A 17868-nucleotide genomic window follows, 5' to 3' on the forward strand; every position below is an offset into this window, starting at 1 on the left:
TCGCTACGGCGGCGGGGCCCTCGTACGTGGTGAGGGCCGGTCCTAGGACCGATTGCCGAGGCGGACCGGCACCCCCGCCGGAGGTGCGGCGCGCCGGCAGGCCGTAGGTTCTGCGGCATGCCGAGAAGAGCGTTGACGGCCGGCCTGGTGGCGCTGATGTCACTGGTGGCCTTCGAGTACATGGCGGTCGCGATCGCGATGCCGGTCGTGGCCGAGGAACTGGGCGGGCTGGAGCTGTACGGGCTGGCCTTCAGCGGCGCGATGGCGGCGAGCGTGGTCGGCACGGTGCTCGGCGGCCGGTGGGCCGACCTGCGCGGGCCCATGGCGCCGCTGTGGACGGGCGTGGCCGGGTTCGGGGCCGGGCTGGCCGTGGCGGGTCTCGCGCCGAGCATGGAGGTGCTGATCGCGGGCCGCTTCGTCCAGGGGTTCGGCGGGGCGCTGGTCAGCGTGGCGCTGTACGTGCTGGTGGCCCGGGTCTATCCCGAGGAGCTGCATCCGCGGATCTTCTCGTTGTTCGCGACGGCGTGGGTGGTGCCGTCGATGGTGGGCCCGGTGATCGTGGGCGTGCTGACCGACACGCTCGGCTGGCGGTCGGTGTTCCTGCTGGTGCCGTTCCTGACCGTGGTCGCCGGGTTGCTGCTGCTGCGCGGGCTGGCGGGACAGCCGGTGCGCGGCGGGCAGCGGGGGCCCGCCCCCGGCCTGCCGGCGAAGATCACGTGGGCGGCGGTGACCGCCGTCGGGGCCGCGCTCATGCAGTACGGCAGCACGGACGGGCGGCTGCCCCTGCTGATCATCGGGCTCGTGGTGCTGGCCGTGGCGCTGCCCAGGCTGCTGCCGGCCGGGACGCTGCGGGCGGCCCGCGGGCTGCCGTCCGTGGTGGGGCTGCGCGGGCTGGCCGCCGGGGCGTTCTTCGCGGCCGAGGTCATGGTGCCGCTCATGCTGCGCGAGGAGCGGGAGCTGTCCACGACGGCGGCCGGGCTGGTGCTCACCGGTGGCGCGCTGAGCTGGTCGTTCGCGTCGTGGCTGCAGGGGCGGGAGGTCTTCGGGCAGCGGACCAACCTGCGGCTCGGCTCGGCGATGATCGCGCTGGGCATCGTGGTCATGGGGGCGGTCACGATCCCGTCGGTGCCGCTGGCGGTGGCGTATCCGGCGTGGATCGTCACCGGGTTCGGGATCGGGCTGATCTATCCGACGCTGTCGGTGCTCACGCTGGAGCTGTCGGCGCCCGGCGAGCAGGGAGAGAACAGCTCGGCGCTGCAGGTGGGGGAGTCGGTGTTCTCGGTGGTGTCGGTGGCGGTCACGGGGGCGCTGTTCCTGTCGGCGGGGCGGGAGTACTGGGTGGTGTTCGCGGCGACGCTGGTGATGGCGGTGGCGGGGCTGGCCGTCGCCCCCAGGGCGTTCGGCGGCCCGAAGGCCACCGGAGCACCCGGGGACGGCGAGGGCGGCCAGGCCCAGGCCGGGGCGGCGGCGGGTCAGTCTTCGGCGGCTGGCTCCGCATAAGAAGTCGCGCGGCGCCGGGCCGCCAGCCGCCTGGCGAGCGGCGTCAGCAGCGCCAGCGCCGCCAGCGCCAGCAGCGCCGCCGCGACCGGGCTGCGCACCAGCACGCTGACGTCGCCCGCGCCGATCGCCAGCGCCCGGCGGAGCTGGATCTCCGCCATCGGCCCCAGGATCATGCCGATCACCGCGGGGGCGATCGGCAGGCCGAAGCGGCGCATGGCGTAGCCGAGCAGGCCGAGGACGTACAGCACGAACAGGTCCACGACGGTGCCGTTCAGCGCGTACACGCCGAGGGCGGCGAACAGCACGATCCCGGCGTACAGGTACGGCCTGGGCACCCGCAGCACCCGCGCCCACACCGGGGCCAGTGGCAGGTTGAGCACCAGCAGCATCGCGTTGCCGATGAACAGCGAGGCGATCATGGCCCAGACCAGCGCCGGGTTGTGGTCGAAGAGCTGCGGGCCGGGCTGCAGGCCGTACTGCTGGAAGGCGGCCAGCATGATCGCGGCGGTCGCGGAGGTGGGCAGGCCCAGCGTGAGCAGGGGCACCAGGGTGCCGGCGGCGGAGGCGTTGTTGGCCGCCTCCGGCCCGGCGACGCCCTCGATGGCGCCCTTGCCGTACTCCTCGCGGGCCACGCCGCGGGCCAGGCGCCGCTCGGCCGCGTACGACAGGAACGTCGGGATCTCGGCCCCGCCGCCCGGCAGCGCCCCGAAGGGGAACCCCAGCGCCGTGCCGCGCAGCCACGGCCCCCAGGAGCGCCGCCAGTCCGCGCGCCCCATCCACGCCCGGCCGACGGGCACCACGGAGGGCGGGGAGTGGCGCAGCCGAGAGGCCACGTACAGGGCCTCGCCGAGCGCGAACAGGCCGACCGCGACGATCACCACGTCGATGCCGTCGAGGAGCTGCGGGACGCCGAGCGTGAGCCGCGCCTGCCCGGTCTGCTGGTCGATGCCGATCAGCCCGATCACCAGGCCGAGGCCGAGCGAGGCGAGGCCGCGTACGACCGAGCGCGACAGCACCGACGACACCGCGATGAACGCGAGGACGGCCAGCGCGAAGTAGTCCTCCGGCCCGAACGAGATCGCGAACGCCACCACCGCGGGGGCCGCCACGACCAGCAGCGCGGTGGCGATGGTCCCGGCCACGAAGGAACCGATGGCCGCCGTGGCGAGGGCCTGCGCCGCCCGCCCGCGCCTGGCCATCTTGTTGCCCTCCAGCGCGGTGATCATGGAGGAGGACTCGCCGGGCGTGTTGAGCAGGATGGACGTGGTCGAGCCGCCGTACATGCCGCCGTAGTAGATGCCGGCGAACATGATGAACGCGGCGGTCGGCGGCACCGTGAACGTGACCGGCAGCAGCAGCGCGACCGTCATGGCCGGCCCGATGCCGGGCAGCACGCCGACCAGGGTGCCGAGGGTGACGCCGATGAGCGCGTACATGAGGTTGACGGGGGTGAGCGCGGCGGCGAAGCCGTCCAGCAGCAGCTCCAGGGAGGTCATCTCACAGCACCCCCGCGAGCGGCCCGTCCGGCAGCCGCACGCCGAGCCCGTTGACGAACAGCACGTACGTGAGCACGCCCATGACCACGGCGACCACGGCCGCCCGCGCCTTGTGCTCGGCCCCGAGCGCCACCGACAGCCCGAAGAACAGCAGGCTCGCGCCGATGATCCAGCCGAGCAGGTCGAGCAGCGCCGCGAAGGTCAGGAAGATGCCGCTCACCAGCAGCAGGCCGCGCAGGTCGGCGGGGGCGGCGGCGTCCACGTCCTCGCTCTCCTCGGGGTCGCCGTGCCCGCCGCGCAGCACGTCGAGCACGTAGAACAGGCCGATCACCACCATGGCCCCGCCGACCAGCACGGGGAAGAACCGCGGCCCGGGGCCGAGCCGGGAGGCCGCCGCCGAGACGTCGAGCGTCCCGGCGATCACGAAGACCCCCAGCCCGAGCACCACGAGCGCGAGCCCGAGCTCGGGCCGCCACCACGAACGCAGGCGCGTCATCAGGACACGAGCCCCATCTCGGCGATGATGCCCTTGACCCGGGCCTGCTCGGCGCTCAGGAAGTCGGCGAACTGCTGACCGGTCTGGAAGGAGTCGATCCAGCCGTTCTTGGCCACGGCGTCCTTCCACGGCTGCGCGTCGTGCATCTTGGTGACCAGGTCGGTCAGCGCGGTCTTGTCGGCCTCGGACAGGCCGGCGGGGGCGACGAAGCCGCGCCAGTTGGCCAGCTCCACGTCCAGGCCGCCCTCCTTGAGCGTGGGCGCGTCCAGGTCGGCCAGGCGCTCGCCGGAGGTGACGCCGAGGGCGCGCAGCTTGCCCGACCGGACGTGCTCGGCGAACTCGGAGACGCCCGAGACGCCCGCGGTGACCTTGCCGCCGAGGAGCTCGTTCAGCGCCTCGCCGCCGCCGGAGTGCGCGATGTAGTTGACCTGCTTGGGGTCCACGCCCGCGGCCTTGGCCATGAGCCCGGCCACGATGTGGTCGGTGCCGCCCGCCGAGCCGCCGGAGATCGACACCTTCGCCGGGTCGGCCTTCCACGCCGCCACCAGGTCGGCCAGCGTCTTGTGCGGCGAGGAGGCCGGGACCACGACGATCTCGTACTCCTCGGTCAGCTTGGCGATCGGCGTGGTCTCCGCCAGCGTGACCTTCGACTTGTTCTGCTCGATGGCGCCCACCATGACCAGGCCCATCGTCATGAGCAGGTTGCCGTTGCCCTTCTCGCCGGCCAGCTGCGCCAGGCCGATCGTGCCGCCCGCGCCCGGCACGTTGTACACCTCGACCTTGCGGTCCGGCGCGGCGCTCTTGAACGCCTGCTCGGCGGTGCGGGAGGTCTGGTCCCAGCCGCCGCCGGGCGCGGCCGGGGCCATGATCCGCAGCGTGCCCGAGGCGCTGGTCCCGCCGCCCTGCCCGCCGCAGCCGCTCAGGGCGGCCAAGGAGAACGCCGCGAGCGTGGCGAATATGCGCAGACGCATGATCGACTCCAGGAAAGAGAGTTCACGGTTATGAAACTGGGATGGTGAATCCCCTTCCGATCCGCGTCGAGGCTTTGCATGCTTGCCGTCATAGTGGTCGTATTGGTCGTGACCTGGGTGAAGGCGTATGTGGCTCACGAGACGGGTGCGTGAGGCCCCGCTGGGCACCCAGCTCTTCGTGCTCCAGATGGTGATCGTGCTGATGGCCGCCGGCGGCACCGCCGCAGTGTGGGCGGGGCACACCCGCGAGCAGCTCGACGCGCTGCACCAGCAGCGGGCGCTCGCCATCGCCCAGTCGGTGGCCGCGCTCCCGCAGGTCCGCGACGCGTTCAGGCGGCCCGATCCGGAGAGCGTGCTGCAGCCGCTCGCGCTGGGCGTCCAGCAGGAGACCGGCGCCGACTACGTCGTCATCGCCGACGCCCAGCAGCGCCGCTACGCCCACCCCAACGCCTCGCTCATCGGCAAGCGGCTGTCCACCGACGGCACGGTGGTGCTGCGTACCGGCCGGAGCTGGGTCGGCACCGAGACCGGCACGCTCGGCACCACGGTCCGCGGCAAGACCCCGATCCGCGACGAGTACGGCGCCGTCATCGGCCTGGTCTCCGTCGGCGTCCTGGAGACGACGGTCATGAACCAGCTCGGCGGGGCGCTGCCGCCGCTGGTGTGGACCGCGCTCGCGGTCATGCTGGCCGGGCTGGCGCTGGCCGCGCTCGTCACCGCCCGGGTGCGCAGGCAGACCTTCGGCCTGGAGCCGAGGGAGATCGCGGCGCTGCTGGAGCAGCGCGAGGGCGTGCTGCACGGCGTGAAGGAGGGCGTGCTCGCGCTCGACCTCGACGGCCGCGTGACGCTGGTCAACGACGCCGCCCGCGACCTGCTCGGCGCGGTCGCCGAGGGCGAGGACCTGACCAGGCTGCCGGTCTCCGAGCGCCTGCGCGACGTGCTCGGCGGCGCCGACCCCGGCGAGGACCGCGTCGTGCTGCACGGCGAGCGGGTGCTGGTGCTCAACCGCACCCCCGTGTCCGTACGCGGCCGCCAGCTCGGCTGGGTCGTCACCCTCAGGGACCGCACCGAGCTGATCCGCCTGGCCCGCGAGCTGGACGACGCCAGCAGCGCCACCGACGCGCTGCGCGCGCAGGCCCACGAGTTCGCCAACCGCATGCACACCGTCGTCGGGCTGCTGGAGCTGGGCGAGCACGAGGCCGCGATCGGCTTCATCACCCGGACGACGCGCGGCACGTACGCCAGCGACCTGCGCAAACGCGTCCAGGACCCCACGCTGGCCGCGCTGCTGCTGGCCAAGTCCGCCGAGGCCGCCGAGCGCGGCGCGACGCTCGTGCTGTCGGAGGACTCCCGGGTGCCCGAGGGCACGCTCGGCGATCCGCAGGACGCGGTCCTCGTCGTCGGCAACCTGGTGGCCAACGCGATCGACGCGCTCGACGGCGCGCCGGGCACGATCGAGGTCTCGGTGCGCTCCGACGCGGGCGGCCTGCGCGTACGGGTCGGCGACTCCGGCCCCGGCATCGCCCCCGACCTGGTCGAGGAGGTGTTCAGGGAGGGCTTCACCACCAAGGCCGCCCACTCGGGGCCGCGCGGCCTCGGCCTGGCCCTGACCCGGCAGGCGTGCCTGCGCCGGGGCGGCTGGGTGCGCGTGGGCAACGCCGGCGGCGCGGTCTTCACGGCCCTCCTGCCGGCCCTCACGCAAGGTGGGACGCGATGAACGACGTACGGGTGCTCGTCGTGGACGACGATTTCATGGTGGCCCGCATCCACGGCGGCTACGTCGCCCGCGTGCCCGGCTTCCAGGTGGTGTCCACGGCCCACACGGGGGCGGGCGCCCTCGCCGCGGCGGCCGAGTCGCGGCCCGACCTCGTGCTGCTCGACATCTACCTGCCCGACATGTCGGGGCTGGAGGTGCTGAAGGCGCTCCACGACGTGGACGTCATCATGATCAGCGCCGCCCGCGACGTGCCCACGGTCCAGGAGGCCATGCGCGGCGGCGCGGTGAACTATCTGATCAAGCCGTTCACCGCCGCCGCCCTGGCCGAACGCCTCCGGCACTACGCCGACACCCGCCGCCGTCTGACCGCCATCGGCGCCGAGGTCCGCCAGGACGACGTGGACCGGCTCTTCGGCGCGCCCGCCGCCACCACGCCCCTGCCGAAAGGGCTGTCGGCGGCCACGTGCGCGCTGGTCGCGGACACGCTCAGGGAGGCGGGCCGCGACCTGTCCGCGGCCGAGACCGCCGAGCTCACGGGCCTGTCGCGGGTGAGCGCCCGCCGCTACCTCGACCACCTGAGCACGGTGGGCCGGGCCGAGTCGCGGCCACGGTACGGCACCGCCGGCCGGCCGGAGCACCGCTACCGGTGGCTAGGTTGACACACTTCCGTATCCATTTCCCGTGACATATGCGGATCGTCGTGCCTTACTGTTGCCTGAGACTTGGCTGCGGACCGGGAGGAGACTGAGGGCGTGCGCGACGCCGGACCGATCGAATCACCGACCGACCCGTTCGCCTCGGTGCCTTTGCCCTCGTCGAGCGTCTCCAGGAAGCCGCGCATCGAAGGACTGCCGCCGGGCGTCTCCCGCGACATCTTCGGCCCGCCGGACCGCCAGGACAGCCGGCCGGCTCAGGGCCCCGGCGCGCCGGGCGGTCCCGCGGCCGGCACGCTGCCGCCCGCGACGCCGCCGGCCCAGCCGTGGCCGATGAAGGAGAAGGAGCCCGCACCCGTGTTCGGGTCCGGGCCCGGCGAGCGGCCATCCTTCGCCGCCGACCCCGAGCCGCCCCGGCGCCGCCGCCTGCTGCCCGGCCTCGCGCTGCTCGTCGTGGTGCTCGCCGCCCTGGCGTACGTGGTGCCCGCCGTCTTCATGTCCGGCTCGGTGTTACGCGGCACCCGCGTGGCGGGGGTGGACATCGGCGGCCTGACCGTCACGCAGGCGGCCGACAAGCTCCGCGACGAGCTGGGCGCCAAGCTCAGCAGGCCGGTCACGGTCGAGATCGGCGACAAGAAGGACACCGTCCAGGCCGACGAGGCCGGGCTGGAGCTGGACGTGGTCGGCACCATCGGCCAGGCGCCCAGCGGCTTCCCCAGCCCCGTGGAGGTCTGGCGGGGTCTGACCGGCACCACCGAGCTCCAGCCGAAGATCAACATCGACTCCTCCCAGCTCGCCAGGACCGTGGACGGCCTGGCCGAGACCGTGGACAAGCCCGCGGTCGAAGGGCGCGTCACGTTCGCCGGGCTGGAGCCCAAGGCCCGTCAGCCCGCCGACGGCGTGGTGCTCGACCGCGAGGACGCCGTACGCCGCATCGGCGACACCTTCCTGCGCGGCGGCGGCAACGTCGTCCTCACCCTGCGGCCCGCCAAGCCCGTCACCACCCCCGAGGCGGTGGAGGCGGCCGTGACCAAGGCGCGCCAGGCCGTGTCCGCGCCGCTGACGCTCACCGCGGACGGCAGGCAGGCGCAGGTCACGCCCGCGATGATCGCGGCGAACCTGGCGTACGTGCCGGACGGCGACGGCACGCTGGTGGCCCAGTTCGACGCCAAGGCGGCGCTCGCCGGGCTGGAGAGCACCCTGGTCGACGCCGCCCAGCAGCCGCGCGACGCGACGTACCAGATCGTGAACGACGCGCCGGTCCTGGTGCCCTCGCGCACCGGCCGGGGCGTGAACGACAAGCTGCTCGCCAGGGACGCGGAGAAGGTCTTCGACGCCGGCGGCGCCCGCGTCGTCCCCGTACGGCTGGGCACGGTCGAGCCGGCCGTCACCACCCAGCAGATCCGCGGCCTCGGGATCAAGGAGCAGGTGGCCACCTTCACCACGTCCTTCGAGTGCTGCCAGACCCGCGTCACCAACATCAGGCGCATGGCGCAGCAGCTCGACGGCCATGTGGTGAAGCCGGGGGAGACGTTCTCCATCAACGAGGTCGTCGGCGAGCGGACCGTCGAGGACGGCTACGTCATGGCCGGGCAGATCGTCGGCGGACGCATGGTGAGCCTGGTCGGCGGCGGCGTCTCGCAGTTCGCCACGACCATGTACAACGCGGCCTTCTTCGGCGGCTTCGAGGACGTCGAGCACCAGCCCATGGACTACTACGCGCCGCGCTACCCGGCCGGCCGCGACGTCGCGCTGCTCTACCCCGAGACCGACCTCAAGTGGCGCAACGACTCCGAGTTCGGGGTGCTGGTGAAGACCGCCTCCACGGACACCTCCGTGACGGTGACGCTCTGGAGCACCAAGCGCTACGACAAGATCGAGGCGATCACGTCGGAGCGGCGGGACGTCGTCGCCTTCCGCACGGAGGTCAGCTCCGAGCCCGGCTGCCTGCCCACCCTCGGGCAGGAGGGCTTCACCGTGGACGTCACCCGGGTCTTCCACCAGGGCGGCAAGGTCGTCAAGCGGGACCCGAAGCTGACCACCGAGTACCGGCCGCAGGCGCAGATCACCTGCGCCGGCAGCGGCCAGTAGCGGGTCAGGAGATCGGGACGGACAGCACGCGGTCGTCGCCCGCGCGCGGCGAGCCGCGGCCGTCCTTGTTGCTGGTGCCGACCCAGAGCGCGGAGCCGTCCGGCATGGCCGCGACGGCGCGCAGCCGGCCGTAGCGGCCCTCGAACCGGGCGACCGGCTCGCCGGCCGTGCCGTCGGCCGCCAGCGGGACCTGCCACAGCCGCTCGCCGCGCAGCGCGCCCACCCACAGCGAGCCGCCGGCGTAGGCCATGCCGGACGGCGAGGCGTCGGAGGTGGGCCAGGTGACGATCGGGTTCACGTAGCGGGGGTCGTCGCCGCGCCCCTCGACCTCGGGCCAGCCGTAGTTGCCGCCCGGCTTGATGAGGTTGACCTCGTCCCAGGTGCTCTGGCCGAACTCGCTGGCGTACAGGCGGCCCTCCTGGTCCCACGCGAGACCCTGCACGTTGCGGTGGCCGTAGCTGTAGACGAGCGTGCCGAACGGGTTGCCGGGCGCGGGCGCGCCCTCGGTGGTCATGCGCAGGATCTTGCCGGCCAGCGAGGCGCGGTCCTGCGCCAACGGGCGGTCGCCGGTCTCGCCGGTGGTGGCGTAGAGGTAGCCGTCGGGGCCGAAGGCGAGCCGGCCGCCGTTGTGGATGCCGCCCTTCGGGATGCCCTCGACGAGGACCTTCGCCGCGCCCAGCCGGTTGCCGTCGAAGGCGTAGCCGACGACGCGGTTGTCCCGCTCGGCGGTGTAGTAGAGGAAGACCCGGTCGTCCTTGACCGCCACGCCCATCAGGCCGCCCTCGCCGTCGGGGCGCGCCTCGGCGATCTTCGCCACCTCGCTGACCTGCCCGGACGCGCTGATCCTGAGCAGCCGGGCGGTGTCCCGCTCGGTCACCAAAGCGCCGCCGTCCGGCAGGAACGCGATGCCCCAGGGCACGGCGAGGCCCGTGGCGACGTCCTTGGGCGTGCCGGGGCTGACGGCGGCGGTCACCGAGGCCGCCGGGGTGGCGGCGGCCTGCGGGGTTGCCGGGGCCTCCCGGGGACCGGCCTCGGGGGCGCCGGGGGAGCAGGCGGTCAGCGCGGCCAGGAGCACGAGCGTCCAGAGCTTCCTCATGTGTTCCATACTTACCCGCGCGCCGTAAGGTTCTGGGCATGAAGACCTGGGTTCCGTCCGCATCGGTAGCCGAAGTCCTGTCCGACCTCCCGGGCGTGGAATGTGCCGTCTACAACTCCTCGACCCCCATGCCGGAGGGGATCGAGGAGGTGGAGGTCTGGGTCCCGCCGCTCATCCCGGTGCCCGACGTGCCCGGCACGCTGGCCAAGATGACCTCGCTGCGGCTGGTGCAGACCGTCACCGCGGGCGTGGACCCGTACCGGCCGCACATGCCCGCGGGCGCGCTGCTCTGCAACGCGCGCGGCGTGCACGACGCCGGCACCGCCGAGTGGGCGGTCGGCGCGATGATCGCGGTGCTGCGGGAGTTCCCCGGGTTCGCCGACGCCCAGCGGCGCGGCGAGTGGACCTACCACCACACCGGCGTGCTGGCCGACTCCACCGTGCTGATCATCGGTTACGGCTCCATCGGCGCGGCGCTCGAACGCCGGCTGGAGGGCTTCGAGGTCGAGGTCGTACGGGTGGCGCGCACGGCCCGCGAGGGCGTGCACGGCATGGCCGAGCTGCCCGCCCTGCTCCCGGAGGCGGACGTCGTGGTGCTGCTCGTCCCGTCCACGCCGGACACCGCCGGCATGGTGGACGCCGCCTTCCTCGGCCGGATGCGCGACGGCGCCGTGCTGGTCAACGCCGCGCGCGGCAGCGTCGTCGACACCGACGCCCTGGTCGCGGAGCTGCGTACCGGCAGGCTGCGGGCCGCGCTGGACGTGACCGCGCCCGAGCCGCTGCCCGAGGGGCACCCCCTGTGGAGCGCGCCGGGCGTGTTCATCACCCCGCACGTGGCGGGCAGCACCCCCGCCTCGGAGCGGCGGATGCTGCGGCTGATCAGGGCCCAGCTCGGGCGCTACCGCGCGGGCGAGGAGCTGGACAACGTCATCACCGCTTCCTACTGAAGGGACGCGTACTGAGAGGATTCCGGAACGTGGCTGGTCCGTGACCTGGGGTGCGTACCGTTACGTTTGCAGGGAGCTCCTGACTCGCTGTCAAGGATCTCTTGGCGGCAATTGGTCCGTGTGGTTATCAGATCGGTGACGACATCGGCGTTGTCACCACCCGGGCGCCCGCGACCGCACACACTGGCGAGGTGATCGCCGGGCTTCGGCGGTCGCGAGACGCCGAGTTCGAGACGGGATGGGCAACGACTGTGATCCGCTGGCGTGATCCGCGTGCGCCGCTGACCGCCGTGATCGCGGCAGGTGTGGTGGTGCTCGCCGCCGCGTTCCTGAACGACGATCAGGTCCTTGTCGCCGGAGCGGTCATCGGAGGGATCGCCGCGCTCGCGGCCGCCGCCTCCCTGGTGGTGGCCTCGCTGCGGTCGGGCGGGCACCGCCCCACCGCGATGGGAGCCCGCTGGATGGGCGGCGGCGCCGTCATCTGGGGCGCCGGGCTGGCGCTGCGGCCGGTCGACGGAGGCTTCGTCGCCGGCTTCGCCGACCTGTTCCTCCTGCTCGGCACGGTGGTCACCGCGGGTGGCGCGCTGATCGCCGCCGACCGCAAGCTGCCGGCCAGGTCGGTGTTACGGCACATCACCGACGCCTACCTGTGCGCGGCCTCGATCTTCCTCGTCGGATGGGTGGTGCAGCTCAGGCACGTCTACGACGCCACCGCCGACCCGCCGACGTTCACCCTGGTCATGCTGCCGCCCATGATGGGCCTGCTGGTGACCTGCGCGGTGCTCCCGTCGGTGGCGATGAGCAGGGCGCGGTCGTGGACGCTGAGCCTGGCCGGGGCCGGCGCGCTCGTCGCCATGAACGTGGCGGGCCTCGCCGTCGCCGTGGCCCGTCTCGACGACGGCGCGCCGTCCGCCTGGGCGGTGCTGCCGGCCCCGGTGGTGTTCCTGCTGCTGGCCGCCGTGCCCTGGATCCAGTGGCCCGGTCACGGCGGCGGGCCCACGGCGAAGAGCCTCGTCGCGATGGTCCCGCTGGGCCTGGTCGCCGTGGCCGCCTGCACACTGCTGGTCCACGTGGCCGGCGGCAACGCCGGGCGGCCGGTGACCGGTGTCGTGGTGGTCGCGGTCAGCGTCGTGCTGCTCCTGCTGGTCCGGCTGGTCGTGGTGTCGGCGGTCAACGTACGCCTGCGCGGCCTGGTCAGGCTCGGCGAGCGGCAGCTCAGGGAGCTGGCCGAGAGCACCGGCGACGTGGTCTTCCTGTGCGACTACGAGGGCGTGGTGCGCGAGATCGGCGCGGGCGTCGAGGTCACCTACGGTTACGCGCCCGACGAGGTGGTCGGCGGCTCGATCTTCGACTACATCCACCCCGAGGACGTCCCCGGCATCCAGGCCGCGCTGCGCGCCATGGGCCTCGACGAGGAGACCGCCGTCGCCGGCGCCTGCCTCATCGCCTGCCGGGTGCGCGCCGCCGACGGCACCTGGCGGCCCACCGAGTCCGTCGCCACCCGCCACGTCGGCGGCGACGAGCTGATGCTGGTCACCACCAGGGACGTCAGCGACGAGGAGGCGCTGCGCAACCAGGTCGCCCACCTGACCTTCCACGACGGCGTCACCGGCCTGCCCAACCGCGCCTACTTCGAGGAGCGCACCCGCGAGGTGCTCTCCGGCCGCGCGGTGGGCAACGTCGCGGTGATCTTCCTCGATCTCGACGGGTTCACCTCGGTCAACGACTCGGTCGGCCACGCGAGCGGCGACTACCTGCTCGGGCAGGCGGCCCGGCGGCTGCGCGGGGCCGTACGCGCCGACGACACGCTCGCCCGGTGGGGCGGCGACGAGTTCGCGGTGCTGGTGGAGACGGGCGGCGACGCGCAGGTGGCGGTCGACCTGGCCGAGCGGCTGGTCCGCGCGGTGTCGCAGGAGCCGTTCCGTGTCGCCGACCGCGACGTGGCGCTCACCGCGAGCGTGGGCGTGGCCTTCGCCGAGGACGACATCCCCGCCGGCGACCTCATCCGCAACGCCGACGTGGCCATGGCCCGCTCGAAGGAGCTGGGCGGGCGGCGCGTGGAGGTGTTCGCGGCGCAGATGCACGCCGACGTCGTACGACGCCTGGAGCTCGCCGCCGACCTGCAGCGGGCGCTCATCGAGCACCAGTTCGCCATCGAGTACCAACCGGTCGTGGACCTCGCCACCTCGCGCGTCACCGCCGTGGAGGCGCTGGTGCGCTGGTGGCGCGGGTCGGTGTTCGTGCCGCCCGAGCAGTTCCTCGGCCCGGCCGAGGACACCGGCCTGATCGTGCCGCTCGGCGAGTGGATCCTGCGCGAGGCGTGCCGCGAGGTGGCCGCCTGGCGGGCCTCCTCCTGGGACATCGGCCTGTCGCTCAACCTGTCGGCCCGCCAGATCACCGCGCCGCGCTTCGTCGAGACCGTCGAGGAGGCGCTGGCCGAGAGCGGGTTGCCCGCCTCCGCGCTGACCCTGGAGGTCATCGAGGAGATGCTGGTCGAGGACGCCGAGGAGACGATCAAGCGGCTGTCGGAGCTGCGCGCGCTCGGCGTGCGGCTGGCCATCGACGACTTCGGCACCGGCTACGCCTCGCTGGCGTTCCTGCGGCAGCTCCCCGTCGACATGATCAAGATCGATCCGTCGTTCGTGGCGGGGCTCGGCAGGGACGACACCCTGACGCTGCTCACCCGTACGATCGTGCGGCTCGGCCACGATCTCGGGCTCATCGTGGTGGCGGAGGGCATCGAACGTCCCGAGCAGCTCGAACTCCTCCGCGAGATGGGCTGCACCCGAGGTCAGGGCTTCCTCGTGGCCCGGCCGATGGCGGCGCGGGGCGTCGACTCGCTGATGCGGACAAGTCTCACTGTTTGAGACTTGTGTCCACCAAGTTGACACCAGGGCTCTCGGAGCGGATATCGTGGACGACATGCTTCGCAGTGAGATTCTCGTAGTACTTCGCCGGCGCGCAGGCCGATAGCGAAGCACGACGACCTGCGCGCCGCCCCAGTCCCGCCGTCCCAGGTGGGAAGGGGCATTTTTTATGTCCTAAGCGAGTAGCCACGCAAGGAACGAGCCGATGACCGAACGCATGACAGGTGCACAGGCCCTGGTCAGGGCGCTGGAGCACGTGGGGGTCGACACCGTGTTCGGGATCCCCGGCGGCGCCATCCTGCCCGCCTACGATCCCCTCTACGACTCGGTCAAGGTGCGGCACGTGCTTGTACGGCACGAGCAGGGCGCCGGGCACGCGGCCGAAGGTTACGCGCAGGCCACCGGCAAGGTGGGCGTGTGCATGGCGACCAGCGGCCCGGGTGCGACGAACCTGGTGACGCCGCTGGCCGACGCGTTCATGGACTCCGTGCCGATCGTGGCGATCACGGGGCAGGTGGCCTCGCCGATGATCGGCACGGACGCCTTCCAGGAGGCGGACATCTCCGGCATCACCATGCCGATCACCAAGCACAACTTCCTGGTGACCGATCCCGCCGACATCGCCCGTACGATCATGGAGGCGTTCCACATCGCCTCGACCGGGCGTCCCGGGCCGGTGCTCGTCGACATCTCGAAGGACGCGCTGCAGGCCGAGACCACGTTCTCGTGGCCGCCGGTCATGCAGTTGCCCGGCTACCGCCCGGTGACGCGGCCGCACTCCAAGCAGATCCGCGAGGCGGCCAAGCTGATCGCCGAGTCCCGGCGGCCGGTCCTCTACGTGGGGGGCGGCGTCCACAAGGCGCACGCCTCCGCCGAGCTGCTGCAGCTCGCCGAGCTGACGAACATCCCCGTCGTCACCACCCTGATGGCCCGCGGCACGTTCCCCGACGGCCATCCGCAGCACATGGGCATGCCCGGCATGCACGGCACCGTCTCGGCGGTCGGCGCGCTGCAGCAGTCCGATCTGATCATCGGGCTGGGCGTGCGGTTCGACGACCGGGTGACCGGCGACCTGTCGACGTTCGCGCCGTACGCGAAGATCGTGCACGCCGACATCGACCCGGCCGAGATCTCCAAGAACCGCCACGCCGACGTGCCGATCGTCGGTGACTGCAAGGAGGTCCTCACCGACCTCATCGCGGCCGTCCAGGCCGGCGGGCAGAAGGGCGACTACGACGAGTGGTGGCGGCTGCTCAACGGCTACAAGCGGACCTACCCGCTGGGTTACGAGCAGTTCGAGGACGGCTCGCTCGCCCCGCAGTACGTCATGGAGCGGCTGAGCGCGATCGTCGGTCCTGACGCCTACTACGTGGCCGGCGTCGGCCAGCACCAGATGTGGGCCTCGCAGTTCATCGACTACGAGAACCCCGGCACGTTCATCAACTCCGGCGGCGCCGGCACGATGGGCTTCGCCGTCCCGGCCGCGATGGGCGCGAAGATGGGCCGCCCGGAGAGCACGGTCTGGGCCATCGACGGCGACGGCTGCTTCCAGATGACCAACCAGGAGCTCGCCACCTGTGCCCTGGAAGGTGTGCCGATCAAGGTCGCCGTCATCAACAACGGCAACCTCGGCATGGTCCGCCAGTGGCAGACGCTCTTCTACGACCAGCGTTACTCCAACACCGACCTGCAGGCGACGCGCCGCATCCCGGACTTCGTCAAACTGGCGGACGCCTATGGTTGTGTTGGTCTCAGGTGCGAGCGTCCGGAGGACGTGGACGCCGTGATCAAGAAGGCCATGGAGATCAACGACGTGCCCGTCGTGATCGACTTCGTCGTCCACCAGGACGCGATGGTCTGGCCCATGGTCGCTGCGGGCACCAGCAACGACGACATCAAGATCGCCCGGGACATGGCGCCGAAGTGGGAGAACGAAGATGAGTAGGCACACGCTGTCCGTGCTCGTCGAGAACAAGCCGGGCGTGCTGGCGCGCGTGTCCGCGTTGTTCAGCCGGCGCGGCTTCAACATCGACTCGCTGGCCGTCGGGCCCACCGAGCACAACGACATCTCACGCATGACCATCGTCGTGAGCGTCGAGGAGCTGCCGCTCGAACAGGTCACCAAGCAGCTCAACAAGCTCGTCAACGTGCTCAAGATCGTCGAGCTGGACCCGTCGCAGTCCGTGCAGCGCGAGCTGACGCTCATCAAGGTCAAGGCCGACGCCGAGAGCCGCTCGCACGTGCTGGAGCTCGTCCAGCTCTTCCGTGCCCGCTGCGTGGACGTGGCCGCCGACGCGGTGACGATCGAGGTCACCGGCACTCCCGACAAGCTCGACGCCTTCGTGAAGGTCCTTGAGCCGTTCGGGATCAAAGAACTCGTCCAGTCGGGCATGGTGGCTGTTGGCCGCGGTGCCCGTTCCATCACCGACCGGTCCCTCAGGGCACTGGACCGTACCGCCTGAATTCCGCCTGAAAGGTTCTAAGCAAGTGACCGAGATCTACTACGACGACCAGGCCGACCTGTCGATCATCCAGGGACGCCACGTGGCCGTGCTGGGGTACGGCAGCCAGGGCCACGCCCACGCGCTCTCCCTGCGTGACTCCGGCGTCGACGTGCGCGTCGGCCTGCCCGAGGGCTCCAAGAGCCGCGAGAAGGCGGAGAACGACGGCCTGCGCGTCCTCACCCCGGCCGAGGCCGTCGAGGAGGCCAACCTCACGATGATCCTCGCGCCGGACCACATCCAGCGCGACCTCTACGCCCAGCACGTGGCCCCCAACCTGGTCGAGGGCGACGCCCTCTTCTTCGGCCACGGCCTCAACATCCGCTACGGCCTCATCGAGGCCCCCGAGGGCGTCGACGTCTGCATGGTCGCCCCCAAGGGCCCGGGTCACCTGGTGCGCCGCCAGTTCGAGGCCGGCCGCGGCGTGCCCTGTCTCGTCGCCGTCGAGAAGGACGCCTCCGGCAAGGCGCTGGACCTGGCGCTGTCGTACGCCAAGGGCATCGGCGGCACCCGCGCCGGCGCGCTGCGCACCACGTTCAAGGAGGAGACGGAGACCGACCTGTTCGGCGAGCAGGCCGTGCTCTGCGGCGGCGTGTCCGAGCTCATCAAGGCGGGCTTCGACACCCTCATCGAGGCGGGCTACCAGCCCGAGGTCGCCTACTTCGAGTGCCTGCACGAGATGAAGCTCATCGTCGACCTCATGTACGAGGGCGGCGTCTCCAAGATGTACTGGTCGGTCTCCGACACCGCCGAGTACGGCGGCTACACCCGCGGCCCGCGCGTCGTCACCGAGGAGACCCGGCAGGAGATGCGCCGCATCCTCGGCGAGATCCAGGACGGGTCGTTCGCGCGCGAGCTGGTCGAGGAGTTCGACAGCGGGCAGAAGAAGTTCCAGCAGTACCGCGACGAGCTGGCCGAGGACGCCATCGAGAAGACGGGCGCCAAGCTCCGTCCGATGATGAGCTGGCTCAAGGGCTGAGCTCCCTCCGGCGTGAGACGCCCCCGGCGAAGCGGTCTTCGCCGGGGGCGTCTCGTGCGTAGGATGCCGATCATGGCAAGTCGCATATCCGAATTGATCATTCCTTGTCAGGACGCGAACGGGCTGGCCGCGTTCTGGTGTGAGGTGCTGGACTTCGTGGTGCTCGACACCGAGGACGACGGCTCGGTGGAGATCGGCCCGCGGGAAGGGTTCGGCGGGCTGCAGCCGACCCTGATCTTCAGCCCCACCACCGAGCCCAAGACCGGCCCGCTGCGGATGCACTTCGACGTCAACGCCACCGACCGCGACCAGGACGCCGAGCTCGAACGCCTGCTGAGCCTCGGCGCGCGCCCGGCCGACGTCGGCCAGACCGGCGAGGAGTCCTGGCACGTCCTGGCCGACCCCGAGGGCAACGAGTTCTGCCTGCTGCGCGCCCGCCTGAGCTGAGGGCCGGGGTCAAGGGGCCGGCGAGCTGCATAACCATGCAGTGAACCGACTTGACTGGTGATCTTGCATGCACCAGATTGTTCGCGTTCCCGGAAAATCCCCCCTCA

14 protein-coding genes are annotated in these 17868 nt (G+C 72.0%); 10 read left to right on the forward strand and 4 right to left on the reverse strand.

The annotated features are described in order from the left end of the window. Window positions 1-117 precede the first annotated feature (117 nt). Window positions 118-1500, forward strand: coding sequence for an MFS transporter (locus AC27IY_RS46805; RefSeq protein WP_487181887.1), 1383 nt, complete (start codon window positions 118-120; stop codon window positions 1498-1500). Here AC27IY_RS46805 and AC27IY_RS46810 read toward each other — a convergent pair. From AC27IY_RS46810 to AC27IY_RS46820, 3 genes are read right to left on the reverse strand one after another with little or no spacing between them, the layout of a single operon-like run. Next, window positions 1473-2996 (reverse strand): tripartite tricarboxylate transporter permease, encoded by a 1524-nt coding sequence (locus AC27IY_RS46810; RefSeq protein WP_423446476.1) that lies wholly within the window; start codon window positions 2994-2996, stop codon window positions 1473-1475. The genes AC27IY_RS46805 and AC27IY_RS46810 overlap by 28 nt on opposite strands. A gap of 1 nt (window position 2997) precedes the next feature. Then, complete coding sequence (locus AC27IY_RS46815; RefSeq protein ID WP_449953423.1) at window positions 2998-3492, reverse strand: tripartite tricarboxylate transporter TctB family protein; 495 nt, start codon at window positions 3490-3492, stop codon at window positions 2998-3000. Beyond that, on the reverse strand, window positions 3492-4463 hold the full coding sequence (locus AC27IY_RS46820; protein WP_487181888.1) for a tripartite tricarboxylate transporter substrate binding protein: 972 nt from the start codon (window positions 4461-4463) through the stop codon (window positions 3492-3494). The genes AC27IY_RS46815 and AC27IY_RS46820 overlap by 1 nt, the downstream gene beginning before the upstream one ends. A gap of 127 nt (window positions 4464-4590) precedes the next feature. Between AC27IY_RS46820 and AC27IY_RS46825 the strand changes: the two genes are divergently transcribed. The 3 genes from AC27IY_RS46825 to AC27IY_RS46835 all read left to right on the forward strand — a co-directional run bounded on the left by AC27IY_RS46825 (window position 4591) and on the right by AC27IY_RS46835 (window position 8924). Further along, window positions 4591-6180, forward strand: coding sequence for an ATP-binding protein (locus AC27IY_RS46825; protein WP_487181889.1), 1590 nt, complete (start codon window positions 4591-4593; stop codon window positions 6178-6180). Further along, window positions 6177-6839 carry a response regulator gene (locus AC27IY_RS46830; RefSeq protein ID WP_487181890.1) on the forward strand — a complete coding sequence of 221 codons (663 nt, stop codon included), beginning with the start codon at window positions 6177-6179 and terminating at the stop codon, window positions 6837-6839. Before AC27IY_RS46825 ends, AC27IY_RS46830 begins: the two co-directional genes overlap by 4 nt. Before the next feature lie 93 nt (window positions 6840-6932). Further along, window positions 6933-8924 carry a VanW family protein gene (locus AC27IY_RS46835; RefSeq protein ID WP_423475437.1) on the forward strand — a complete coding sequence of 664 codons (1992 nt, stop codon included), beginning with the start codon at window positions 6933-6935 and terminating at the stop codon, window positions 8922-8924. A gap of 4 nt (window positions 8925-8928) precedes the next feature. On the opposite strand, the gene AC27IY_RS46840 is transcribed toward AC27IY_RS46835, so the two are convergent. Further along, window positions 8929-10020, reverse strand: a complete 1092-nt coding sequence (locus AC27IY_RS46840; protein WP_449953436.1) for a PQQ-dependent sugar dehydrogenase — start codon at window positions 10018-10020, stop codon at window positions 8929-8931. Between the two features lie 38 nt (window positions 10021-10058). On the opposite strand from AC27IY_RS46840, the gene AC27IY_RS46845 reads away from it, so the two are divergent. The 6 genes from AC27IY_RS46845 to AC27IY_RS46870 all read left to right on the forward strand — a co-directional run bounded on the left by AC27IY_RS46845 (window position 10059) and on the right by AC27IY_RS46870 (window position 17761). After that, the gene (locus AC27IY_RS46845; RefSeq protein ID WP_449953439.1) at window positions 10059-10967 is read left to right on the forward strand and encodes a 2-hydroxyacid dehydrogenase; all 909 of its coding nucleotides are present in this window, start codon (window positions 10059-10061) and stop codon (window positions 10965-10967) included. Window positions 10968-11218: 251 nt separating this feature from the next. Then, complete coding sequence (locus AC27IY_RS46850; RefSeq protein ID WP_364454065.1) at window positions 11219-13834, forward strand: putative bifunctional diguanylate cyclase/phosphodiesterase; 2616 nt, start codon at window positions 11219-11221, stop codon at window positions 13832-13834. A gap of 205 nt (window positions 13835-14039) precedes the next feature. Further along, entirely contained in the window at window positions 14040-15779 is a 1740-nt protein-coding gene (locus AC27IY_RS46855) for an acetolactate synthase large subunit (RefSeq protein ID WP_371251590.1), read from the forward strand. Continuing rightward, window positions 15772-16296, forward strand: coding sequence for an acetolactate synthase small subunit (gene ilvN / locus AC27IY_RS46860; protein ID WP_329590504.1), 525 nt, complete (start codon window positions 15772-15774; stop codon window positions 16294-16296). The genes AC27IY_RS46855 and ilvN overlap by 8 nt, the downstream gene beginning before the upstream one ends. A 34-nt stretch (window positions 16297-16330) precedes the next feature. Then, window positions 16331-17314, forward strand: a complete 984-nt coding sequence (gene ilvC / locus AC27IY_RS46865; RefSeq protein WP_344207143.1) for a ketol-acid reductoisomerase — start codon at window positions 16331-16333, stop codon at window positions 17312-17314. A gap of 72 nt (window positions 17315-17386) precedes the next feature. Beyond that, window positions 17387-17761, forward strand: a complete 375-nt coding sequence (locus tag AC27IY_RS46870; RefSeq protein WP_364454059.1) for a VOC family protein — start codon at window positions 17387-17389, stop codon at window positions 17759-17761. Window positions 17762-17868 lie beyond the last annotated feature (107 nt).

The organism is Nonomuraea sp. B208, assembly GCF_057536035.1.